General features: G+C 40.3%; 22 protein-coding genes. 13 read left to right on the top strand and 9 right to left on the bottom strand.

The features are described from left to right. Window positions 1-3: 3 nt before the first annotated feature. The 7 genes from sufD (at window position 4) to NY014_RS00760 (ending at window position 5,584) form a co-directional block, all read left to right on the top strand. Entirely contained in the window at window positions 4-1,269 is a 1,266-nt protein-coding gene (gene sufD, locus NY014_RS00790; protein WP_259412624.1) for a Fe-S cluster assembly protein SufD, read from the top strand. An 8-nt stretch (window positions 1,270-1,277) separates the two neighbouring features. Next, window positions 1,278-2,501, top strand: coding sequence for a cysteine desulfurase (locus NY014_RS00785; RefSeq protein WP_259412623.1), 1,224 nt, complete (start codon window positions 1,278-1,280; stop codon window positions 2,499-2,501). Next, on the top strand, window positions 2,498-2,929 hold the full coding sequence (locus NY014_RS00780; protein WP_259412622.1) for a SufE family protein: 432 nt from the start codon (window positions 2,498-2,500) through the stop codon (window positions 2,927-2,929). Before NY014_RS00785 ends, NY014_RS00780 begins: the two co-directional genes overlap by 4 nt. Further along, a complete protein-coding gene (locus tag NY014_RS00775; protein ID WP_435520605.1) occupies window positions 2,922-3,251 on the top strand; it encodes a DUF59 domain-containing protein in 330 nt (109 codons plus the stop codon). Before NY014_RS00780 ends, NY014_RS00775 begins: the two co-directional genes overlap by 8 nt. A 21-nt stretch (window positions 3,252-3,272) precedes the next feature. Next, window positions 3,273-3,695, top strand: coding sequence for a BrxA/BrxB family bacilliredoxin (locus tag NY014_RS00770; protein ID WP_259412621.1), 423 nt, complete (start codon window positions 3,273-3,275; stop codon window positions 3,693-3,695). A gap of 243 nt (window positions 3,696-3,938) precedes the next feature. Continuing rightward, window positions 3,939-5,225, top strand: coding sequence for a citrate synthase (locus NY014_RS00765; protein ID WP_259412620.1), 1,287 nt, complete (start codon window positions 3,939-3,941; stop codon window positions 5,223-5,225). 98 nt (window positions 5,226-5,323) lie between these two features. Beyond that, window positions 5,324-5,584: an acyl-CoA-binding protein gene (locus NY014_RS00760; protein WP_259412619.1), complete on the top strand. Its 261-nt coding sequence runs from the start codon at window positions 5,324-5,326 to the stop codon at window positions 5,582-5,584. A 52-nt stretch (window positions 5,585-5,636) separates the two neighbouring features. On the opposite strand, the gene NY014_RS00755 is transcribed toward NY014_RS00760, so the two are convergent. Genes NY014_RS00755 through NY014_RS00745 form a run of 3 tightly spaced genes read right to left on the bottom strand, consistent with a single transcriptional unit; the run spans window position 5,637 to window position 8,282 of the window. After that, entirely contained in the window at window positions 5,637-6,482 is an 846-nt protein-coding gene (locus tag NY014_RS00755) for a hypothetical protein (protein ID WP_259412618.1), read from the bottom strand. A 58-nt stretch (window positions 6,483-6,540) separates the two neighbouring features. Then, a complete protein-coding gene (locus NY014_RS00750; RefSeq protein WP_259412617.1) occupies window positions 6,541-7,533 on the bottom strand; it encodes a bile acid:sodium symporter family protein in 993 nt (330 codons plus the stop codon). Beyond that, window positions 7,530-8,282 carry a TrmH family RNA methyltransferase gene (locus NY014_RS00745; RefSeq protein ID WP_259412616.1) on the bottom strand — a complete coding sequence of 251 codons (753 nt, stop codon included), beginning with the start codon at window positions 8,280-8,282 and terminating at the stop codon, window positions 7,530-7,532. Before NY014_RS00745 ends, NY014_RS00750 begins: the two co-directional genes overlap by 4 nt. Here NY014_RS00745 and tamL point away from each other — a divergent pair. From tamL to NY014_RS00725, 4 genes are all read left to right on the top strand, one after another. After that, window positions 8,272-10,725 carry a translocation and assembly module lipoprotein TamL gene (gene tamL / locus NY014_RS00740; RefSeq protein ID WP_494337108.1) on the top strand — a complete coding sequence of 818 codons (2,454 nt, stop codon included), beginning with the start codon at window positions 8,272-8,274 and terminating at the stop codon, window positions 10,723-10,725. The two genes, NY014_RS00745 and tamL, sit on opposite strands and share 11 nt — an antisense overlap. A 6-nt stretch (window positions 10,726-10,731) precedes the next feature. Next, the gene (gene hemF, locus NY014_RS00735; RefSeq protein WP_259412614.1) at window positions 10,732-11,643 is read left to right on the top strand and encodes an oxygen-dependent coproporphyrinogen oxidase; all 912 of its coding nucleotides are present in this window, start codon (window positions 10,732-10,734) and stop codon (window positions 11,641-11,643) included. Beyond that, entirely contained in the window at window positions 11,640-12,215 is a 576-nt protein-coding gene (locus tag NY014_RS00730) for a phosphatase PAP2 family protein (RefSeq protein WP_259412613.1), read from the top strand. The genes hemF and NY014_RS00730 overlap by 4 nt, the downstream gene beginning before the upstream one ends. 75 nt (window positions 12,216-12,290) lie before the next feature. After that, window positions 12,291-12,506 (top strand): hypothetical protein, encoded by a 216-nt coding sequence (locus tag NY014_RS00725; RefSeq protein WP_259412612.1) that lies wholly within the window; start codon window positions 12,291-12,293, stop codon window positions 12,504-12,506. A 35-nt stretch (window positions 12,507-12,541) separates the two neighbouring features. On the opposite strand, the gene NY014_RS00720 is transcribed toward NY014_RS00725, so the two are convergent. The 6 genes from NY014_RS00720 to NY014_RS00695 form a co-directional block, all read right to left on the bottom strand. Beyond that, window positions 12,542-13,924, bottom strand: a complete 1,383-nt coding sequence (locus NY014_RS00720; protein ID WP_259412611.1) for a transglutaminase-like domain-containing protein — start codon at window positions 13,922-13,924, stop codon at window positions 12,542-12,544. Between the two features lie 60 nt (window positions 13,925-13,984). After that, window positions 13,985-15,454 carry a pyruvate kinase gene (locus tag NY014_RS00715; RefSeq protein WP_259412610.1) on the bottom strand — a complete coding sequence of 490 codons (1,470 nt, stop codon included), beginning with the start codon at window positions 15,452-15,454 and terminating at the stop codon, window positions 13,985-13,987. 11 nt (window positions 15,455-15,465) lie between these two features. Beyond that, entirely contained in the window at window positions 15,466-15,861 is a 396-nt protein-coding gene (locus NY014_RS00710; RefSeq protein ID WP_259412609.1) for a DUF302 domain-containing protein, read from the bottom strand. 200 nt (window positions 15,862-16,061) lie between these two features. Continuing rightward, on the bottom strand, window positions 16,062-16,973 hold the full coding sequence (moaCB, locus tag NY014_RS00705; protein WP_259412608.1) for a bifunctional molybdenum cofactor biosynthesis protein MoaC/MoaB: 912 nt from the start codon (window positions 16,971-16,973) through the stop codon (window positions 16,062-16,064). A 113-nt stretch (window positions 16,974-17,086) separates the two neighbouring features. Continuing rightward, window positions 17,087-17,767, bottom strand: coding sequence for a response regulator transcription factor (locus NY014_RS00700; protein WP_259412607.1), 681 nt, complete (start codon window positions 17,765-17,767; stop codon window positions 17,087-17,089). Further along, on the bottom strand, window positions 17,764-19,305 hold the full coding sequence (locus NY014_RS00695; protein WP_259412606.1) for a sensor histidine kinase: 1,542 nt from the start codon (window positions 19,303-19,305) through the stop codon (window positions 17,764-17,766). The genes NY014_RS00700 and NY014_RS00695 overlap by 4 nt, the downstream gene beginning before the upstream one ends. Before the next feature lie 114 nt (window positions 19,306-19,419). Between NY014_RS00695 and NY014_RS00690 the strand changes: the two genes are divergently transcribed. Beyond that, window positions 19,420-20,253, top strand: coding sequence for a GLPGLI family protein (locus tag NY014_RS00690; RefSeq protein ID WP_259412605.1), 834 nt, complete (start codon window positions 19,420-19,422; stop codon window positions 20,251-20,253). 37 nt (window positions 20,254-20,290) lie between these two features. Further along, complete coding sequence (locus NY014_RS00685; RefSeq protein WP_259412604.1) at window positions 20,291-22,966, top strand: carboxypeptidase-like regulatory domain-containing protein; 2,676 nt, start codon at window positions 20,291-20,293, stop codon at window positions 22,964-22,966. Window positions 22,967-22,976: the final 10 nt, after the last annotated feature.

Here is a 22,976-nt window from a genome sequence, read left to right as displayed (position 1 = left end):
GGCATGAGTACCTTGACAACACAAGATACATTCGATGTATTGCTAGAATCTGCTCCTCAAAACTTTTCAGCATTAAGAACTGCTGGAAAAGAGCTTTATCAATCAGCTGGACTTCCAGTTGCAAAAGCTGAGGAATACAAATTCACAGCAATCACAAAAAAACTGGAAAAAAGCATTTCTGACTTTAGAGCTGCTTCTCCAATTTCTATTTCTAAAAACCAAATTATCGAATCCACTTTCAAAGGATTTGATGGTTATACTTTGGTTTTTTCAAATGGAAAATTCCTTCCTGAACTTTCAAGCCAAATTGAAGGCATTGAAGTGAGTGGCTTGAATGAAAGTACTGGAGGAGTTGGAACAATCGCCAAAGCAGAAAAAGATGCTTTTGCAGCTTTGAATCAAGCCACTTTCAATGGAGGAATATCAATTAAAGTTCCCAAGAAGGTTCAAGTAGATAAGCCAATCCTTTTGCTTTCTTTCAATCAATCCAATGATGGTCAGGTGATTACACCTCGATTCTGGATTGAAGTGGGGGACTTCGCAGAAGTTACCTTTATTGATCAAAGCGTAGGTTTGGTTGATTCTCCTTATTTCATCAACAAAGTGGTGGAAGTAAAAGGTGGAATCAATTCTCAGATCAATTACTACCGACTTCAACATGAAGGAGATCAGGTAATTGAAGTGAGCAATATCGAAACCGATGTTTTGGCTGACGCACGATTTACTTCCGTCAACATTTCACTTTCTGGGGATATGGTTCGAAACAACTTGAGCCTTAATCTTTTGGGAAGTAATTGTGAAGGAAACATGTATGGCATCTACTTGCTTAATGGAAAGACCCATGTAGACAATCATACTAATGTGGACCATACTATTCCTCATGCAGAATCCAATGAGTTGTATAAAGGCATATTCGATGAGCAATCCAGAGGAGTTTTCAACGGAAAAATTTTCGTAAGACAGGATGCTCAAAAGACCAATGCATTTCAACAGAACAACAACGTGTTGCTTTCTGAAGATGCCATTGTTAACACCAAGCCTCAATTGGAAATCTGGGCAGACGATGTGAAATGTTCACACGGTTGTACAGTAGGTCAATTAGACGAAGAAGCCCTATTCTATCTTCAGGCGAGAGGAATCGACAAAACTTTAGCAAAAGGACTTTTGCTTTATGCTTTTGTTGGTGAAGTCTTGGAAAAAATTGAAGATGAAAGCTTCAAAAATCATGTTGTCGGATTGATTCAGAATCGTCTCGGCAGCAAATTCTAAGCTTTTTCATGAGATTTGATATCGATGAAATCAGAGGCCTGTTCCCTGTGCTTCATCAAGAAGTGCATGGCAGGCCTTTGATCTATTTTGACAATGCCGCTACAACTCAAAAACCCAAGGCGGTCATTGATTCCCTTTTAAATTACTATGAGCATGATAACTCCAATATTCACCGGGGAGCTCATGCGCTAGCTGATCGTGCTACTCGCTACTATGAGGAAACTCGAGAAGCCATACGCGATTTTATCAATGCTAAAGAATCCGCTGAAGTCATTTTTACAAAAGGCACCACGGAGAGCATCAATTTGGTAGCAAAAACTTTTGGAAACAGATTCATAGGAAAAGACGATGAAATTCTGATTTCTACTATGGAGCACCATTCCAACATTGTTCCTTGGCAAATGCTATGTGAAGAAAAAGGTGCTCATCTAAAAGTCATCCCTATCACTGAAGAAGGAGAAATTATCTGGGATGAGTTTGAAAAATTGCTTTCCCCAAAAACTAAACTGGTTAGTATCGTCCACGCATCAAACGCGCTCGGCACTATTAACCCAGTTGAAAAAATCATTGAAGCAGCCCATGCTGTGGGTGCAAAGGTGCTTTTGGACGGAGCACAATCCACTTCACATTTAGATATTGACGTTCAAAATTTGGATTGTGACTTCTTTGCTTTCTCAGCTCACAAGCTTTATGGCCCAACTGGCTTGGGTGTATTATACGGAAAACGTGAATTATTAGAGGCTATCCCTCCATTTTTGGGAGGTGGAGAGATGATTAAGGAGGTGACCTTTGAAAAAACCACCTACAATGAAATCCCTTTCAAATTCGAAGCAGGCACCCCAAACATCGCTGATGTAATTGCTTTCAAAGAAGCCTTAGTATTCATCAATTCCTTAGGAAAGGCTCATATCAAAAAGCATGAAGATGAACTTCTTGCTCATGCCAATGAATTGACAAAACACATTAAAGGATTCATTCCTGTGGGAACAGCTTCTGAAAAAGTATCTGTTCTTTCTTTCAATATCAACGGAATGCATCCTTTTGATGTGGGGCAAATGCTAGATGCCAGAGGAATTGCCGTTCGGACTGGACATCACTGTACGCAGCCTTTGATGAATAGATTTGGAATTGAAGGAACTGTCAGAGCAAGTTTTGCTGTTTACAACACCAAATCAGAAATTGAAAATCTGGCAGAAGGAATTGCCAGAATTGCTAGAATTAAAAACAAATGAGCAGTATTGCAGCTATACAAGACGAGATTGTTTCAGAATTCGAAATCCTGGGAGATGACCGGGAATCGACCATTTTTTACATCATGGAATTAGGTGGAAACTTGGCTGATTTTCCAGAAGAGGAACAAAAGGATGAAAATCTGATAAAAGGTTGTCAATCCAAGGTATGGCTCATTGCTAAAGAGGAAAATGGAAAAGTTCGCTATCTAGCTGATTCCAATACGGACATTACCAAAGGCTTGATTTCCTTGTTGATTCGAGTTTTGGATAATAAAACTCCAGAAGAAATCATTTCTGCCGATCTTAATTTCATTGACAGAATTGGAATGGGGAATCTTATCGGGAGCCAACGGTCGAATGGACTTGCAGCCATGATCAAGCAAATGAAATTTTACGCATTAGCTTTTCAAACCAAACTCAATGCTTGAGATGGAGAACGAGAATAAAAACGAATTAAAAGAAAAGGTCGTCCAAGCAATCAAGCAGGTCTATGACCCTGAGATTCCTGTGGATGTCTATGAGCTTGGGTTGATCTATGAAATAACCGTCTATCCGGTAAATAATGTGTACGTCTTGATGACGCTCACCTCACCAAATTGCCCTTCTGCTGAATTCATCCCTTCTGAGGTGAAGGATAAAATTCAACAAATCCAGGGTGTCAATAATGTGGAAGTGGAAATAACTTTTGACCCGCCCTACTCTCAGGACATGATGTCTGAGGCAGCGAAACTTGAATTAGGATTTCTATAAAACTTAAAATAATCAACTGATATGTATCCAGAAGAACTAATTGCATCAATGAGAGCAGAACTCACTGATCTTGGCTTCGAAGAATTTCGAACAGCTGAGCAAGTGGCTTCTCATTTGGGACCAGACCATAAAGGAACAACCTTCGTGGTGATCAACTCTGTATGTGGATGTGCAGCAGGAGCAGCTCGTCCGGGAGTTAGATATGCACTTGAAAATGCTTCTAAAAAGCCTACCACTTTAGCAACTTCTTTTGCCGGAAATGACCGAGAAGCTGTGAACAAAGTTCGTGAAATTGTACTTCCTTATCCTCCCTCCTCTCCTGCTATGGCCTTGTTCAAGGATGGAGAATTGGTGCACTTTATCGAGCGTCATCACATTGAAGGAAGAAATGCAAAAATGATTGGAGATCATTTAGTTGAGGTTTTCGAGCATTTCTGCGAATAAATTTAGCCCTTCGGGGCTTTTTTTATTTATTTGGCAAAAACTGAAAAAAGCAGGATAAAATTCCAATCCCTACGTCAAAACAAATGGTGGTTTTAAAAACTTTATTTTTTATAAAAAATCACATTTCACCCTTCACCAAATATTCATAAACGAAATGTAAATATCCCTAAATAAAATAGGGGATTTTATTAACTTAAGGGCAGTATTTGAGTTTTTCTTATTAGCAATCCAAAATAAATTTATATGTCTGAATCTGTTAAGCTGTCCTATGATGGACAGGATTTTGAATTTCCGGTTACAGTCGGAACAGAAAACGAACCCGCAATTGATATTGCTAAACTTCGGGCTTCGACTGGACTAATCACCCTTGATCCTGGATACAAAAACACAGGATCTACTACCAGTGCAATCACCTTTCTAGATGGAGAAAAAGGGATCCTTCGGTACAGAGGTTATCGAATCGAGGATTTGGCAGAAAAGTCCACCTTTTTGGAAGTTGCCTACCTTCTGATTTATGGGGAGCTTCCTTCTCAAGCTGAATACGAAAACTTCACAAAGGAGATCACCCATCACACTTTGGTTCATGAAGACATCAAAAAAATCTTAGACGGTTTTCCTTCCAATGCACACCCAATGGGAGTTTTGTCTTCTTTGATTTGCTCTCTTTCAGCTTTCTATCCTAATTCTTTGAATCCAAACAGATCAGAAGAGGAAGTCAACTTGAGCATCATTCGTTTGATTGCAAAAATGCCAACTTTTGCGGCTTGGGCATACAAAAACGAAATGGGGCATCCAGTAAATTATCCAGACAATACCTTGGATTATTGCTCCAACTTCCTAAAAATGATGTTTGCGCTTCCTGCAGAGAAGTATGACGTGGATCCTGTAGTTGCTAAAGCTTTGGACCAACTTCTCATCCTTCACGCAGACCATGAGCAAAACTGCTCTACTTCCACTGTAAGAATTGTAGGCTCATCTCAGGCTTCTATCTATGCATCCATTTCTGCCGGTATCAATGCACTTTGGGGACCACTTCATGGTGGCGCGAACCAATCTGTAATCGAAATGCTAGAGGCAATCAAGGCTGACGGTGGTGATGCTAAAAAATATTTGGACAAGGCTAAAGACAAAAATGATCCTTTCCGATTGATGGGATTTGGTCATAGAGTTTATAAGAACTTTGATCCTAGAGCTAGAATCATCAAGAAAGCCGCTGACGACGTTTTGGGCAAATTGGGTGTAAATGATCCGATTTTGGACATCGCAAAAGAATTGGAGCACGCTGCTTTGAATGACCAATACTTCATCGATAGAAAGCTTTATCCAAACGTAGACTTCTACTCTGGAATCATTTACAGAGCATTGGGTATTCCGACTGATATGTTTACGGTAATGTTTGCCTTAGGTCGTCTTCCGGGATGGATCGCTCAGTGGAAAGAAATGCGTGAAAATGGCGAACCTATTGGTCGTCCACGTCAGGTATATGTTGGAGCCAATGAACGTGACTATGTCTCTATGAATAAGCGCTAATTATTATTTGATTCAGATCAAAGACCAACCCAAAAGGTTGGTCTTTTTTATGCACTATCTTTGGCAAACTCAAAAATTAACCCAACTACAAAGAATTAATGAAAGCAAGTACTTTGGAGGAAGCAGTAGCCCTCACCAAAAAATTCACAAGCAGACCAAGTAACGAAGAATTGCTAAAACTATACGGACTCTATAAACAAGCTACTGAAGGAGATAATGAAACAGAGAGACCGGGAGGTTTTGATTTTAAAGCCGCTGCAAAGTACAATGCCTGGTTGAATTTTAAGGGCCTTTCCAAAGAAGAAGCTGCTAATCAATATTTGGAACTGGTGAATAAACTTGCTGAAAATCACCTATAAAAAAAGAGCCTGCAAATTCTTTTTGCAGGCTCTTTTAGATTTAAACCTATTTTTACTTTTTGCCATATTTAGAACCAAAAGGCGTTCTTCTCAGCATGTAATCTACACTCCCTTTATATGCATCGGTTCCCGTTCCAAAAGAATGTCTGGAATTAGAATATAGATTATCTCCCCGATCATTAAACATCCTCAAATCAACCATAGTATCATATTCGATTGTGGTGGTGGAAGAACTACTGCTGAAAATATTACCCTTTTTAGAAGAGCTGCCTGACTTTTGGCTATAAGTAGAAGAACCATAAGTACTGGAAACGGATCCTTTTGTTGTCACCTTCACTGCCCCAAAAATCACAAACTCCACACCCAAAAGCTCTGCAAGTTCAGCAGGAGTAAAAGAGTCCATGTTTTCTTGATTTATTCCTTGTTTAGCCAAAATTGCATTGGTGGTTAAAGGATCCTGAAGAGTCAAAGTATTGTACTCATTCCTGACAGTATTAGCAGCTTGATTTTGGGTAAAATTCCGCAATTCGTCAACCGTCAGGCCTGCATCATTTGTGATAATAGCAAAAGGAAGAACCGCGATTTTATTATGTCGATCCGGATGGCTTCCTGCATGGCTTCCATCGGTAGGCAACTTAGATGGATCATTCCCAAAGTTCTCAACCCTTCCACTTGCAAACTTTATTTGAGCGACATCTGATTTTTGGATTTCGTAATCAAAATCCTCCCCCAAGTACCTGAACTTAATAAGGATATCAGTGATCCCTGTAACCTTACCTTCTTTTGTCTCCCCAGAATTTAAAATCAAAACATCTACCTTTTCTTGTGCTAGCAAGGGATTCTGATGAAGGAAGAACAGAAAGAGAGAGGCAAATAGGGTGAATTTTAAGGTTTTCATTGTATTCTTTAAGAAGGTGGTTTTCTTAAAGTTCTAAACCACACAAGATTAAAACAAATTAATTCGGGTTTTTCTTACTGAATCGCTCTGCTAAAATCGACCCCAATATCAATTGCTGAAAATGGTATAACATCACCGGCAACAAAATCAGACCCAATAAAGCAGGGTCAGGAAAAATCACCTTTCCTATAACGACTCCGTGCACTAGGGATTTTTTGGAACCACAAAACAGGGCTGTAATCCGATCTGCAAGAGAGAATGAAAAAAATCGACTTACCAATGAAATCGCTATCCAAATCAAAATAAAAAGCCCTAACATAGTCAATGCTATTTGAACCAATGTCCAAAGCGAATACGGGGTAAATACTTTCTGAAAAAATGAATCAGAAAAGGCTGTGAAGACAATTAGCATAATCACCGATTGATCCAAGTATTTCAACTTGGCAATGTGGGATTTTATCAAAGGAAATATCAGTCCATGAAGCAAAATCCCCAAAATAACTGGAATAATCACCTTGATCGTCAAATCCAAAAAGGTAGGTAAAAAATCTACTTCTCCCTGCCACATTCCCTCAGCCAAAACTCCCATCCAGGCCGGCGTAATAACAACACCCAAGAGACTGGAAATACTAGCATTAAATATTGCAGCAGGAATATTCCCCCCAGCAATACTAACCATTACCACCGATGCACTAACAGTTGAAGGGAGAGCAGATAAATAACTGATTCCTAGTTTAAAATCACCTTCTATCCAAGGTAGAAATTGAAGTAAAAAGAATACGAAAATCGGAAAAATCAAAAAAGTAAAAACCTGTATAACTAGATGAAGTCTCCAGTTTGATAGACCAGATTTAAGCTGTTGTGAATCCAGTTTGACTCCATAAAAAAAGAATACGAGAGCGATCCCTATATTGATAAATGGCTTCCATTTGATCGGCCCAAGAGAGCTGCCTATTTCAGGAAAAAGCCAGGCTAGAAAAATCGCCAACATCAATCCTAATAGGAAATTGTTGAAACCGATTTTCTTCAAAAGGGATTGAACTTTGCTCATTTGCGATCTTCCATCCTTTTTAAATTATCACACAAAATGGCTGTCGCAATCGCAACATTTAGAGACTCCGCCTTACCAAATGAAGGAATGGCCAATTTCTGACTCACTAGATTTTCAATGATTTTTGAGACTCCATTGGATTCATTTCCCATCACCAAAACTCCAGGCTGGATTTTTTGAAAACCATGTACATTTTCTCCTTCCATAAAGGCTCCATAAACCGGGCCCTCATACTCTTCTAGCCATGATAGCAAATCTCCATAACTGAAATCCACTCTACAAAAAGATCCCATGCTAGCCTGAATCACTTTAGGATTGTAAAAATCAGCTGTTTGGGATGAAAAGAGCAATTTTCGAATCCCATACCAATCCGCAATTCGAATGATAGTACCCAAATTCCCAGGGTCTCGGACATCATCTAAGGCAATTATCCACTCATTCTTTTTCGGCTTAATAGGGAGATTTTCCTTCATTTTGACCAAAGCCAAAGCCATATCATTACTTTGATAAGACCCCATACTTTCGAGTTGTTTTTGGGCAACCTCCTGAACCTCCAAATCCAGTTTGGAGAGAAATTGCTCATGTTTATCAAGGAATTGGGAAGTTGCAAAAAGGGTTTCTGTCAAAAAATTTGAATTCAATACTTCTAATACACTTTTTTCACCTTCCACAAAGAATCGTTGAGAAGCATTTCGGTATTTCTTTTGATGTAAGGATTTTATAAACTTAACTGTATTTTTGCTAAGCATTCCGTTCGATTTATCCGTCTTGAGGTTCACCAAATATATACTTTTTCTTTCGCTGCTTGGATTTATTCAGGCTTGCTCGCTGACCAAAAATTTGAAGGAGGGAGAATATGCGCTTTTTGAAAATAATCTAGAAGGAGTAGAACAAGCGGATGAGGAAGCCTTAGCAGGTCTGATTCAACCTGAGACCAATTTTAGAATTCCGTTACTCAATGTTTCTCCTGGAGTAAGTATTTACCGAGTTGGAAAAAGCTTTTTTGACAGTGCTCGGGTGGCCAGAAAGAGAGCTGAAAAAGAGCAGGAACTAGAGGCAATCAAAGTTCAATTAGACTCCATAGGGGATGACCGAAAACTTTTAAAAAAGTCCGACAAACTAGAATCCCGAATCGAAGGATTGGATCACAAAGCGGAATTTGGAAATGGACTCATGCGAACCGGAAATCCTGTTGCCCTTCTGGATTCTTCATTGATTGACCGAAGTCTAAAAAATATGTCCGGTTACCTTCAGAATAACGGTTTTTTCGATTCCAGCATAGATTATGAAGTAAAAACCAAGGGCAAAAAAGCATTTGTAACCTACCGAGTTACTGAAAAAACACCCTATAAAGTTGACTCTGTCTATTCTCGTACGGACAATGAAGCTATTCGGAATCTGCTCACCCGAGTCAGTGCAAAAAGTTTCTTGACTAATGGGAAAACTTACGCTCAAAATGACATCATCTCAGAGCGAGATCGAGTAGAGGAATTACTCAAAAACAATGGTTTTTACATGTTCTCCAAGACCTACTTGGAATACTATGTTTACACCGACTCAATAAACAAAAAAGTTCAAATCGAGCAACGCTTCCAAAAACCTACTTTTGCTGAAAAGCATCGAGTTTATACCGTTGATAAAATCAATTTCCGAGTCAATCCTCCATCCGATGAATTTGCAGATCGACAAGTCAGCCGGGAATTAAACGGGATTGATTTCAATTTTTATAGAGATCGATATTCAGAAAAAATCCTCGCATCCAGAGTTCTCTTTCATAAGGGAGAAACTTACAATAGAAATATTGTCATCGAGAGCCAAAAGCAACTGAGCAACTTGGACTTATTTCGATTTGTAAACATCACCTTTGATACGCTCGGCACCTCACTGACTGCCAATATTTTCACTCAACCTGCTCAAAAATATCAATTGACCAATCAAGTGGGTCTAAGCATCACAGAGCAACTTCCGGGACCATTCTTTAGTACCTCTTTGAGAAATAGAAATTTCTTTAGAGGAGGTGAAATCCTGGAGTTTAATTTCAGAGCTGGCTTGGAAGGTGTAGCTTCTGCTACCAACCAAGGGGTTTATCAAAGCCGTGAATTAGGGGTTTCTGGGTCAGTAATTTATCCTAGATTCTTGATTCCTTTTGGTGGCCGAAGGGCTTTGGAAAAGTTTGGAAGATATAATCCAAACACGAGAACCCAAATCGGATATAATTACACCAATCGACCGGAATATACCCGTCAAGGTGTCAATGGATTACTATCTTATACCTGGTCCACCTTGAGCAATAGACAGCAGTTCACCATTAATCTTGCCGATATAAACTACATTAGGACGCCCCGTATTACTCCTGAGTTTGGAGAAATACTTCTGGATCTTGCCAATCAGGGGAATAATTTGATTTGGTCCTTTCTTCCTTCCTATGTGAGTAGTGTTTCCGGGCAGGCCATTATCAACTTCAACCGCTATGGTGATTTTCAGAGCAGACCTTCTTCTCTTTTGCGACTTTTCGCAGAAAGTGGTGGTACTTTACTTAATTTCACCAACACCCAGAGCAATAATGAGAATACCGAGATTGCTAATTTCCAATGGCTGAAATTCCAGGCAGATTTTCGTAGATATTACCCAATAGACAGAAAGCAAACTTTCGCCTATCGATTAAATTTTGGAATTGCTCAACCCTATGGAGTCAGTAGCGGGATTTTACCTTATGAAAAATACTTCTTCGCAGGTGGTGGTACTAGCATTCGAGCGTGGCAGGCGAGACGATTAGGGCCGGGAAGTTATCAACCCACCCAAGGTGAAGGAGGAAAATACGACTATCCATTTGAGCAACCCTCTGAAATGATTATTGAGTCCATGTTGGAATACCGAAGAAATCTCTACGGATATTTTGATATGGCATTGTTCATAGACATTGGTAACTCCTGGGTGGTTGGGGTCGATCAAACCCGGCCTGGTGCAGATTTTAGATTCGATCGTTTTTATAAGGAATTGGCAGTCGGAACAGGCATTGGACTCCGAATGGACTTCGATTTCCTTGTCATTCGTCTAGACCTTGCCACCAAAGCGATAGACCCTTCAGAGCCTGAAGGAGAGCGATGGGTGCTGGATAATATTTCATTCAATAGACCATTTGGTATCAAAGGACAAACCGTACTGAACTTTGGTATTGGATATCCATTCTAAATCAACATGTCACGAAAAAGTAAATCGGAGATAGCAGAAATTTACCAGGGAATGCAGGATTATATCTGTTCCGAACTGGAAAAATATGACGGAAAGGGAAAATTTCGGGAAGACAAATGGGAAAGAACAGAAGGCGGCGGAGGAAGAACCCGGATTTTTGAAAATGGAGGAATTATCGAAAAAGGTGGTGTGGCATTTTCAGCTGTTCATGGTCCGACCCCAGAAAAAATCCTGAATAAACTTGGCTTGGAAAAGGCAAATTTCTTTGCAACAGGCGTGTCAATCGTTTTGCATCCGCATAGCCCTATGGTTCCCATTATCCACATGAATATCCGTTATTTTGAAATGGAGAATGGAGTTCATTGGTTTGGTGGAGGGATTGACCTAACCCCACATTACATAGTCCCGGAAGATGCCCGCTATTTTCATCAGCGTGTAAAAGAAACCTGTGATCAATTTGATTCTGAATACTATCCTAAATTCAAAACATGGGCAGATAACTATTTCTTCCTGAAACACCGGGACGAAACTAGGGGCGTGGGAGGAATATTTTATGACAGGCTTTCCGGGAAAAATGATGATCATTTCGAAAATATTCTAGAATTCAGCCTGGGGATAGGAAGACTCTTCCCTGAAGTCTATGGACATTTCATGACCAAAAACTCCAAAATCCCATTCGGACCCAATGAAAAGGCATGGCAAAATCTACGAAGAGGAAGATATGTAGAGTTTAATTTGGTTTGGGACGCAGGCACCAAATTCGGCTTGGATACTAATGGCCGTACAGAAAGCATACTCATGAGTATGCCTCCACAGGCAGAGTGGACCTATATGTATGAAGCAAAAGAGGGAAGTCAGGAGGAGTTTACTCTCGCGCATTTGAAAAAGAATATTGACTGGCTAAACTTTCCATCATGATCGATTTACTTGTTCACCTGGATGAGCAGCTGTTTATTTTTCTAAATTCCCATCATTGGGAATGGTTTGATCCAATCGTCGATCAATCCACTAAAACGATCACATGGGTACCACTTTTTGCGTTTTTGATCTATAAAATATACAAGTACGATCCCAAAAACAGCTGGTGGGTTTTCGGCGGAGTCGCCTTGACAATCCTACTTGCAGATCAGGCTACTTCCACTTTTATGAAACCCTATTTTGAGCGACTTCGGCCCTGCCATGATCCTCGATGGGATGGCTTGATTCATAATTACGGGCGCTGTGGCGGGCTTTATGGCTTTGCTTCTTCCCATGCAGCCAATACTTTTGGAATGACCACTTTTTTGAATTTCAAAATGAAAGGAAAACTCAAAGGTTTTGGCTGGCTTTATCTGTATGCTTTTTTTGTGAGTTACACCCGAATATACCTTGGGGTACATTATCCCCTTGATTTATTGGTTGGAGCTTTGGTTGGTGTTTTTTCCGCTTGGATATCATGGTTTCTGATTGTCATCGTCAAACGGGAAATAATTAAAAACCTGCTACGCTGATACCCAAATTCCTTGAGTTGGATATTTAAAACAAATCAGCTTAACTTTGGTCTATCACCTTAAAACCTCCTCATTATGAAAAAAGCAAAATCATTTCTATCCCTAATTCTGGCCTTCAGTTTCTTAAGTGCTGTCACTTTTACTTCATGTGGCGGTAAGAAAGAAGAAGCTAACGAAACAGAAACCGAACAAAGCAGTGAACATCCATCAGAACATCCTTCTGATAGCTCCGAACATCCGTCTGAGCATCCTTCAGACAGTGAACATCCTGCTGACACTACAAACTCTTAATAAAAAAAGAGGCTATTTGAAATAGCCTCTTTTTTTTAACTCTTTCCTTTCCTTAAAAAAGAAAAACTGGAATTAGCTTTCACTTCTTTCCCATCTATTTCCAAATAAGGAAAGGCTATGAAATTTATTGGCCCTGACTCGGGACCCGGATTGACTTCCAAATCTCTTCCCCTACTCAACTCAATTCGGTTGGCAGGGTGCCTTCCAAAATAATACGTTGCCAAAGCTGTATATTTATTTGCCTCAGAAATATCCACAGGCCACCACTTTCCTTCTGCATAGAATTCCGCCCAGCAATGATACCCATCTATTCCTCCTTCATCTCTATCAGAAGGGATAGACGCTCCTATCGCAAATCTTGCAGGAATCCCCACCGAACGCGCTAAGGATATAAAAAAGGAATGAAACTCAGAACAATTTCCAGTTTTGGAATCACAGGCATAATTGGAGTCTCCATTTCCATAATCCCCAAACTTCATATAGCGCATGTTATCGATGATGTAATCGTACAAAGCTCTCGCTTGGATTAAATGGGAATCATTGATTTTCGGCCCTAAAACTTCCTTTGCGATTTCTTCAAATCTTCCTCCTATTGGCATCAGCCGATTCGATACTAGATATAATTCATCGTCTGGTTCGGGAGCTTCATAGGGACCTTTTTCTCTTCTTTCCACTGAATAAGTGACAAGAATTTCTTTACCGCTATCCTCAGGTCCCAATTCCATATATATGAAACGATTACCAAACTTAGCATCCTCAATCTCTTGAGTTATTCCGGCCAATTTCATATCCAATACCTGCACAGTTTGGTAATGATCGGAAACAGCAACGGGAATCCACATTTTTGCATCACCCGAAAGGTCAGGAACTTGGGAGCGGTAATAAAACTCAAAGGAATCTGCTCCTTCTACAATCCCCAAAAGCTGATTGGAAGATTGCTCCAAAGGGATCCGGTACCAGGTCTTATCCTCCTTATTTTGCTTCCATGAATAAAAAGGTTTCCCATTTAATTTATGAACCGTCGTTTGAGTGACGGTCATGTCACCCGGTTTGCCTTCCATGAAAAAATCCACATCATACACATCTCCACTTTCATCTACCAAATCCACACATGCAAAATGACGCTCGGGACCTAAGTTTGATAAGTATTCCGTATGGACACGAACCAATTTCATTTTGAGGTCATGTTCCTCATCCTTCACAGGAAAGACCCCGTCATTTTCCTTGGTTTTTTCTGCTATGTAAGCATTAATTCCTTCTTCTATTTCTGCAATTGAAACCTTTTTTGGAGTTGGGGTAATTTCAGAAACTTCCTTTTGAGGTGCTTGGCAGGCAAACCCGATAAAAACTAGAATGAAAGCGTAATTTAACAGGTAGTATACCGACCTTATTGTAGAGTCTAATTTTTTCAATTTCATGCTTAAAAATAGCTGAAATTCTAGGAAACATCTATTTCCAGCTTTGGCCCTTTATAGATCCTAATACCTAGAAAGGAAACGAGATGCGATTTTCAACTCCCTGAACGTGTAGCGCTTTTTGTCCCGATGGGTACCCATTCGCTGTATGATATTTTGTAGAGAATCCAAAACCTCAAGCGTATGAGGCCCTTTATTGATCATAATGCATTCCGCCATGGTAGCCTGTGAAGCATCGGTGATTTCAGCACGGGTTGCCAACCCTGATTTATGAAGCGTTTCCATCACTTGAGTTGCCCAAATAACCGGCACATGTCCTGCTTCGCAAATCCAGAGAATCTCATCTTGAACTTCACTCATTCGTTCAAATCCAACTTCCACCGCCAAATCCCCCCTTGCGATCATCACTCCAAAAAATGGGCTTTTCATTCCTTCCAATAGCATGGCGGGAAGATTACGAACAGCCAATGATGTTTCGATTTTCAAAATCACAGATGGGATTTTTTCATTAATTTTTTTCATCTCACCCATCAAATTGGCAAGGTCTCTTGATCGATTAACAAAAGAATACCCAATCAAATCCGCATGCTTTACCGCAAATGGTAAAACCTCTAAATCGTAATCGGTAAGCGGGTTAATCTTGATTTTTGAATCAGGAAAATTGATCCCTTTTTCAGGCTTAAGATTCGGCTTCTTTTTGATGATTTTTAAAATTCGAACTCCAATCAGTTCATTTCCAATTTTCTTTTCAATAATCCCCTGGATTTTCCCATCATCGATAAATACCCGTTCACCAATTTTCAAAAATCTCAAGATTTCAATTTCAGTTGGACTGACTACCAAGTCTTTTTTCTCATCCAAGCCTTCATAACTAGCCCCGAGGTAAATTAACTGACCTTCTTCAATAGGAACTTGATCCAGTTTTTTCTGCTTTCCGATGAATTTGGTCCTGATTTTTGGACCAGCCAAGTCCATGTAAATTCTACAAGCCTTTTTAGTGTTGGATTGGGCTTTTCTAATTAAATCCAAAATATGAGTCCATTCCTTTTCGGTTTCGTGAGCCAAATTTATTCTAGCCACAGTCATTCCTGCATTTAATAAATCTGAAACAAACTCGACTGAATTGACCACGGTACTATCCAATGTAACCATGATCGCTGGATGATGAGGAACTCGGGAAGCAAAAAGATGAGAAACATTTTCTGATAAAATCTCTCTGGAAACCTGATAGTTACAAGTAGCAAAATCCTTTTCCTCCAAAGAAACTCCCAACCGTTTTTGCACTGCCTGAACCTGATGGCGAATATGGCTTTCGGAATTGGAAAGTGCAGAAAGACCCGCATTGTGAAGCCGAAGTTGAAGATCTCGACGATCTCCTTGACGAAGAGTGAGATAATGGATCAGATTTTTCCAGGAATTGAATTGTCTGGGATGAATATTATCCGAACACTTCCTCCTTCTCTCCACCTCGGCAACCATTTCCTTTTCCAAGGTAGATAGCTCTAATCGAAGTGAATCCAAATCAGTTTCCATTTGATTTAACTTTAAGCTCCAATCAAATCAAGTACTCGTTGTAATTTATCCCCTACCTCTCCAGCAAGTGGTTCGATGGCTGGGTTTTGAACAGCTGCCATCGCAGCAGCGGGATTCATGATGGCTACTTCAAAAGAATCACCTTCCAACTGACGAATAGTCACATTGCACGGAAGCAACACACCGATATGCGGTTCAGCAGTCAAGACTTTATCTGCAAAAACTGGATTGCAAGCACCCAAAATCAAATAAGGATTATAGTCCTTATCCAACTTCTTTTTCATAGTTGCCTGAACATCAATTTCTGTCAAAACCCCAAAACCTTCTGTTTTTAGAGCACCTTCTACCTTTTCCCGAAGTTGCTGCAAGGATGCTGATTTGACAGTAATAGCCTGGAAATAACTCATAGTCTTTAGTTTTTGGTTGAATCGTAATGAAATTAAAAGGCCTAAAGGAAAAAGTTGGTAACTATCCTCACCCGAGCTACAAAATTCAAGCTTTTGCCCTTTTCCAAAGGCGATTTTTGCAACCCCAAAAGGTGATATAAATCAGGGGAATGAAAAAGGTCTGCTATTTTAGCAGACCTTAAAAAAACGAACCTTATGCGTTAGTCATGCCTCGAGCCCTCTCTCGCTTTGAAAATATGCAGTACTGCTGGAAATATGGCGTCTAGAGACTCGGTTGCTCCTTTGGTTGAACCTGGGACACCTAAGACCAAGGTGTTTTTGATCATTCCCGCGATAGATCGGGAAAGCATAGCCAAAGGAGTTCGCTGCTGCCCGTAATTGCGCATAGCTTCCTCAATTCCCGGCACCCGCTGCTCAATAATATTTGATAAAGCCTCTGGAGTCACATCTCTTGGCGACAAGCCAGTTCCACCTGTAAAAATCACCAAATCAATTCCCTCATCCACTGCTAAGAGCGCTTTCTCTTCAATCTGAATTTTTTCATCGGGAATCACTTCCAAATCATCCACTTCTACTCCAAAATTTCTAAGTTTTTCAGCGATCATTCTCCCTGCCTCGTCTTCATTTTCTCCCGCAGAAATGGAGTCAGAACAAACAATTACAGCAGCTGTCAAATGCTTATCCGACAACTTTTTGAAATCGGATTTACCTCCCTTTTTCTGTACAAGCTTTATTTGTTCAATGCTAATTCCCTTATCAATTGGCTTAAGCATATCATACATGGTCAAGGCGACAACCGAGGCGGCATGCATGGCTTCAACCTCCACTCCCGTCTTGTAAACCGTATGAATCTCCACCAAGACCCGAATCTCCATCTCGCTGATCTCATAAGTAACCCCTGTAAATTCAACAGGAAGTGGATGACAATCGGGAATCATATCAGCAGTTCGCTTGGCAGCAAAAAGTCCGGCAACTCGTGCGCATTCAAGGACATCTCCCTTGGGAACTGTTTTATCTTTTATAGCCTGAATGGTTTCAGGTAAACTCACTTTCACAATTGCCTGAGCAATGGCTTTTCGAAGTGTGGTACTCTTATGGGTAATCTGAATCATCCTTGAAATATTAGCTTAATCAATTCAAGGACTAAGCTCTAACTTTTCAGATAGGGAACAAAAAATATTCAATAGAAGGTAAAATCCTTTCCTAATTCTTAATGAATGGCTTTTCAGCAAATTAGCTTAAAACCATATCCACGAACATTTAAAATCTGTATTTCCGGATCGGCTTGAAGCTTTTTTCGAAGTTTGGTAATAAAAACATCCATACTTCGGGCATTGAAAAAATCATCCGATCCCCAAATTTGATTTAAGATCAAAGTTCGATCGGTGATCTCATTGGCATGCTCCAGCAGCATCTGCAACAATTGACTTTCCCGTGCGGTAAGTGGTGTCTCTGAATCACCCAATTTTAGTACCTGCTTCGTCGGATGAAACTCGAACTTGCCAAGTCCAATCCAATCGCTTTGATTCTGACGGGTCCGAAGTTTATCCAAATGGGCTTTGATCCGGACAATCAATTCCTCCATACTAAAGGGTTTTCGCACATAATCATTTGCACCAATTCCAAAACCCTTGACTACATCTTCTGTCTGGCTCTTGGAAGTAAGGAAAATAATTGGGGTGTAGGGATCAATTTTTCGGATTTCGGTTGCCAAGGAAAAACCATCTTTTTTTGGCATCATCACATCCAAAACCAGAATATCAGGTTTGTTTTTCTGATAACTTTCCCAAGCTATTTCTCCATTTTCGCAAAGCTTGACTTTGAAGTCTCTGCTTTCCAAACTTTCCTGAATAATCATTCCCAAAGCCAGCTCATCTTCCGCCAGCAATACGTTGATTTTGCTCATGGCCAATAGGTGATAAAAGTGGTCAAATTCTTACTCGTGTCCAGCTGGATTTTACCATTATGCTTTTCTACGATCTTTCGGACATAATACAATCCTATCCCAAAGCCCTTCACATCGTGCAAATCGCCTTTCGGGATACGGTAAAATTGCTCAAAAACACGCTCCTTTTGTTCTGGGCTTATATTTCCTCCATTATCCTGAATTCGGATTTTGTTATGTCCATTTTGATCAAGACAAATTTTGATCTCATTTCCCCCATACTTCACCGCATTATCAAGAAGATTAGAAATGACATTTTCAAAATGAAAGGGGTCAACTGTTATCGGTTTGGGATGAGCCGGCAGAATTAAATCTAAATGCTTTTCCGGAGCCAGCGTTTGAAACTTCTGGACCAACTGCCTCAGGATAGGCTCAGGCTCAATAGGTTCTTTTTTCAAAACTAACTGATCTGTATCAAGAGTGGCTGTCTCCAAAAGCTTTTCCACCATTTGATTCAGTTTATGCATCTGGGTTTTCGAAATCCCCAAATACCGCTTAGTCTTGGAAGGGTCATTTTCAGGATTGAAATGCTCCACTCCTTCAATTGCAGATAAGGTTGTTGCTATTGGTGTTTTGAATTCGTGGGTAATATTCGAAATCAAATCTTGCTTGATTTCAGCAATTTCCTTTTGGTTTTTGATGGTTTGATAGAGATAAGAAAATGCATAGGCGATTATCCCCAAAAAGACCAAAGCCGTCAAAATCTCAATCGCTCCTCGTTTTAAAACTGTAAGGGCTGTATTTTCAAAATACATTTCCAAACGCTGTCCAACTGGTAAAAAAGTTGACCTTGACACCGTTTTGAAAGGCATTTTGGGAGTATCGGCAAGTAGAAGACTATCTGACTCTTCCTCTCCTGTCAAATGAACCAAGCGATAATTTATATCAATCCCTCTTCTATCCAATTCCTCGAATAGAAAAGCATTGATTTTATCAAAGTCCAAACTATCTCTCGTAATAGAAATAATAATCTTACTGGTCAAAAACTCCAGCCTATTGATGCTATCGGCGTTGGTTTTTCCCATGAAGATTTGCAAATCATTTTCCTGATCGAGTGCGATTTTCCGAGCAGTATCTAAAAGGACAAAGCTTGAGGTAGAATCCTGAACTTCCCCATTCCAAAACAAAGAATCCAAACCTCCACTTTCGGCATTTTCAATTGCCTTAAATAAACGGATGCTATTCCCAACCCTATCAAAAAAGTTCCCTACACTATCGGGGCTGTTTATCTTTACTTTAGTGACACTTGTACGGGTTTTAGCAGAGTCATTTGTTTCTGTATTGATAGATTTGAAATCGGTCAGGGTAATTACGTCCGTTTTTGCCAACTCGGCATAATAATTCTCAACCGCATTATCCAGGCACTCCTGAATATCTCCTTGTAGCTGAGTCTGGATCAATTCAAATTCTGAGGTAATACGCCAGGCCTGAACAGCCACTGCAATTAGCAGTGTAACCCCTATTAAAATTCCGATCCGCTTGAATTCCAGCTTTTTCACAATTCAAAGTTAAGAGTATATAATAGCCAAAAAACGGAGGTTAACACTCGTTAACAGTACTTAACGGATAGTTTTGTGCTAACTTTATTGATTTGCTAAAAAAACAGAAACACGATGAAGACGAAACTACTTATTCTAATTGCCTTTATGATGGGGAGTGTTGGCCAAGTCCTTTCTCAAGGCCTAACCGGAAGAGCTTATTACAAATCCTCCTCCTCTTTCAAATTCGAAATGGATTCAAGTCAAATGAATCCGGATCAAATGGCGGAAATCCAAGCTCAACTTAAAAAACAAATGGAGCGGGAATATGTGCTCTCATTTACTCCCATTGAATCCAACTGGAAGCAAGTAGAAAGCCTAGGTGGTGGTCCAGCTACTGCTTCCTCAGGGGGGATGCAAATCGTAATCAATACGGGAAGTCAAGACCGAATCCTTTATAAAAACATCGCAGAGCAAACTTTTGAACAGGAGCAGGATGTGATGGGAAAAGACTTTTTAATTAAGGATGTGCTGGAACCAGCTGAATGGGAATTAACTGGTGAAACCAAGAAAATCGGGGAATATACAGCTCAAAAAGCAACGTACACCCGAATTGTGGATTCCCAACGCTTTTCTACCGGAATGACCGAAATGGAAGTGGTGAAGGATACTTTAGAAGTTACCGCTTGGTTTACGCCAGAAATCCCAGTTCCACATGGACCAGAAAATTACTTCGGTTTGCCAGGATTGATCTTGGAACTAAACAATGGAGGCCGGGTACTTATCTGCGAGCGAATTGAATTAAATCCATCTGCCGAGCCAGTAGCAATTGTCCGACCTGATCGAGGAAAAGTAGTAACTCGGGAAGAATTCCGAGCCATCCAAGAGGAAGGAATGAAGCAAATGATGAATCGCTACCAAGGGAAACCAGGTGATGGAAATCAATTCACGATCCGAATAGGTAACTAAGCAAAATCAAAAAAAGATCTACAAGACTAAACCAACTATGCTTTTTTTGAAACGATTGCTTTTGCTCTCTTTTTTCGCAGGGATTGTCATTCCAGCATGGGGACAAGGGAAGGCCTTAACTGGAAGAGTTTTGGATTCCCTTGACCGCCCAATCCCCTATGCCAACATTGTTGCTATTAATCAATCCACTCAGAAAATTGGTGGGTTCGGAATTTCAAATGATGAAGGAAAGTTCAAAATCACCCTGAACCCTGGCTCTGAATATCTTTTACGAGTTTCCTTTGTCGGGTATAGACAGTTTGAAATGTCCGTGACAGAATGGGATTCAGAAACACCTTTTTTGATTGTACTGGAACAAGCAGATACGGAATTGGGAATGGTTGAAGTGGTTTCGGAGCTGCCAGTTACCATGAAAGGGGATACCTTGACCTACAAAACCGATGCTTTTACCACCGGGAATGAACGGAAATTAGAAGATGTGCTCGAAAAACTCCCGGGCTTCCAAGTGGATGAAAACGGGGAGGTAAAAGTACAAGGGAAAAAAGTAGACAAGGTATTGGTAGATGGAAAAACCTTCTTTGATGGGGACACCAAATTGGCGACTAAAAACCTTCCTGCCAATGCCGTAGACCGCGTTCAGGTATTGAAAAACTTCAATGAGGTTTCCCCTATTCGAGGACTGGATAATAATGAAACCCTTGCCTTGAATATCGAATTGAAAGATGGGAAAAAGAATATGGTTTTTGGCGATTTGGAGGCTGGTGGCGGACCAAAAGAACGATATTTAGGACATGCCAATGCATTTTATTATGCTCCAAAGCTCAACTTAAATCTAATCGGAGGAAGCAATAATGTGGGAGAACAAACTTTCACACTTCAGGATTATTTTCGATTCAATGGAGGGTTGGCAGGACTAAGTTCCCGATCAGGTTCACGTGTTCAACTAAACGGGGATGATATTGGTATCCCACTAGCCAATCGAACGAATGCAGCCCAACTCAACACTCATTTGGGAGCACTCAATTTCAATTACACTCCAAGCAGAACATGGAGACATGCAGGCTTCCTCATTGGCTCTGCTTCCAAAAATAAATTAGGCAGCAACTCTTTCCGCACCTATTTGAATTCTGGGGAAAATGTCCAGGAAACCCTTGCCTCTGCAAGTGAAGTTGAGAATGCATCAGCTTTGGGAAAATACTCCCTGACCTATACGCCCAAGGAAGAAACTTATATTCGATACAGTGCTTTTGGAAAAATTTCAGACATCAGCAATACCAATTTACTTCAGTCTAATTTTGGTCAAACCCAGCAAAATCTGGCATCTATCAACTCTCGGAACCCTTATGCCATTCAGCAAAAATTCGAATGGTATCATGCCCCTTCCGAAAGACACGTTTTCTCCACAGAGTTGAATTGGGAACGAAAATTCACTGATCCAATTTTTGATCTAACTACGAATCTGAAGCCGATACTAGGTTTGGCAATCATTCCGGATGCAGAGCAATATCGATTGATTCAGTCCCAGGAACTTCGAACCGGAACCTTGGAGGGAGCATTCAATTATTACTACATCCTCAACCCCACCAATCATTTGAATTGGTCTTTAGGATACCAGCAATTCAAGCAAAAACTGGAAGGGGAATTGAATCAGGATGGTTCCGATGAAGAATTCCAAGCCTTTGACAATGAGAATGAATTTGGCTTTCAGGACCTGTATGTAGGGATGACTTGGAAAACCAAGTGGAAGAAATTCATCATCAGTCCATCAATTTTTGCTCATCGCTACACCTGGCAGGATCAGCAATTTGAGAATGAACTTTCTTACCGGAAAATTCTGGCTTTGCCGGGACTCTATGCCAAATGGAATATCAAATCTAACCGTTCGCTAACCTATCGCTATCAGGTAGAAGCCAATTTTATGGATATCCAAAAATTAGCTCAGGGACTAGTATTACAGGATTACAATGCGGTTTTTCAGGGAAATCGAACTTTGGACAATGGACTCTTTTCCAATCACAACTTGAGTTACAATCATTTCGACATGTTTTCTGGACTGACTGTTTTTGGAAACATGAATTACCAACGAAAGCGGGATGAAATCGTGACTTCTACGGATTTTGCAGGGATCAATCGCCTCCTCTCTTTGCAAAATATTGAGCCTGTTAATGAAACTTTGAATGGGGATATTCGCCTTGATAAGGCCTTGAATAAATTTAAATTTGAAGTTGGCGGAAACTGGAATGCCTTTTCAACCAACTTGCTTCTGGATGATCTCCCGGCGCAGAATAAGCAATTTTCACAAACCTATGACACCAAGCTAACGACGACCTTTTTTAAGGTTTTGGAAGTGGATTTTGCCTATTCCTTCACTACCAATCGCTATAATTCAGGAAATCTTGAAAACACATTTACAACACACAGCCCACGAATTGAAATAGATTTGGACATTTTCAAGGGGCTGAGGTTGAATGCGGATTATACTTACAACACCTACCTAAATCGGGCCGCAGGAACTCAAAGCGATTTTGACTTCTTAAATGCCTTTTTGACTTATCGAGGAAAAAGTAGCCCTTGGGAAATAAAAGTTTCCGTATGGAATCTGCTTGACACACGATCTATTCGTAGAGATAGCTTTAATGAAAACCTCATTAGTACTTTCTCTTACCTGGTTCAACCGAGATACGGATTGCTGACCTTAAAGTACGATCTGTAAACAAAAATCC

The organism is Algoriphagus limi, assembly GCF_024919275.1.
Lineage (GTDB): Bacteria > Bacteroidota > Bacteroidia > Cytophagales > Cyclobacteriaceae > Algoriphagus > Algoriphagus limi.
Note: the sequence above shows the minus strand (reverse complement) of the source record. Positions and strands in the feature narration are given on the sequence as shown.

Bases quoted from the DNA above. Each gene is read 5' to 3' on its own strand.
- NY014_RS00730 (WP_259412613.1), top strand. From the start codon at position 11,640: ATGATCGATTTACTTGTTCACCTGGATGAGCAGCTGTTTATTTTTCTA.
- NY014_RS00720 (WP_259412611.1), bottom strand. From the start codon at position 13,924: ATGAAATTGAAAAAATTAGACTCTACAATAAGGTCGGTATACTACCTG.
- NY014_RS00685 (WP_259412604.1), top strand. From the start codon at position 20,291: ATGCTTTTTTTGAAACGATTGCTTTTGCTCTCTTTTTTCGCAGGGATT.
- sufD (WP_259412624.1), top strand. From the start codon at position 4: ATGAGTACCTTGACAACACAAGATACATTCGATGTATTGCTAGAATCT.
- NY014_RS00725 (WP_259412612.1), top strand. From the start codon at position 12,291: ATGAAAAAAGCAAAATCATTTCTATCCCTAATTCTGGCCTTCAGTTTC.
- NY014_RS00750 (WP_259412617.1), bottom strand. From the start codon at position 7,533: ATGAGCAAAGTTCAATCCCTTTTGAAGAAAATCGGTTTCAACAATTTC.
- NY014_RS00780 (WP_259412622.1), top strand. From the start codon at position 2,498: ATGAGCAGTATTGCAGCTATACAAGACGAGATTGTTTCAGAATTCGAA.
- NY014_RS00765 (WP_259412620.1), top strand. From the start codon at position 3,939: ATGTCTGAATCTGTTAAGCTGTCCTATGATGGACAGGATTTTGAATTT.
- NY014_RS00690 (WP_259412605.1), top strand. From the start codon at position 19,420: ATGAAGACGAAACTACTTATTCTAATTGCCTTTATGATGGGGAGTGTT.
- NY014_RS00700 (WP_259412607.1), bottom strand. From the start codon at position 17,767: ATGAGCAAAATCAACGTATTGCTGGCGGAAGATGAGCTGGCTTTGGGA.
- NY014_RS00785 (WP_259412623.1), top strand. From the start codon at position 1,278: ATGAGATTTGATATCGATGAAATCAGAGGCCTGTTCCCTGTGCTTCAT.
- NY014_RS00745 (WP_259412616.1), bottom strand. From the start codon at position 8,282: ATGCTTAGCAAAAATACAGTTAAGTTTATAAAATCCTTACATCAAAAG.
- hemF (WP_259412614.1), top strand. From the start codon at position 10,732: ATGTCACGAAAAAGTAAATCGGAGATAGCAGAAATTTACCAGGGAATG.
- NY014_RS00770 (WP_259412621.1), top strand. From the start codon at position 3,273: ATGTATCCAGAAGAACTAATTGCATCAATGAGAGCAGAACTCACTGAT.
- NY014_RS00715 (WP_259412610.1), bottom strand. From the start codon at position 15,454: ATGGAAACTGATTTGGATTCACTTCGATTAGAGCTATCTACCTTGGAA.
- NY014_RS00710 (WP_259412609.1), bottom strand. From the start codon at position 15,861: ATGAGTTATTTCCAGGCTATTACTGTCAAATCAGCATCCTTGCAGCAA.
- NY014_RS00755 (WP_259412618.1), bottom strand. From the start codon at position 6,482: ATGAAAACCTTAAAATTCACCCTATTTGCCTCTCTCTTTCTGTTCTTC.
- NY014_RS00775 (WP_435520605.1), top strand. From the start codon at position 2,922: ATGCTTGAGATGGAGAACGAGAATAAAAACGAATTAAAAGAAAAGGTC.
- moaCB (WP_259412608.1), bottom strand. From the start codon at position 16,973: ATGATTCAGATTACCCATAAGAGTACCACACTTCGAAAAGCCATTGCT.
- NY014_RS00760 (WP_259412619.1), top strand. From the start codon at position 5,324: ATGAAAGCAAGTACTTTGGAGGAAGCAGTAGCCCTCACCAAAAAATTC.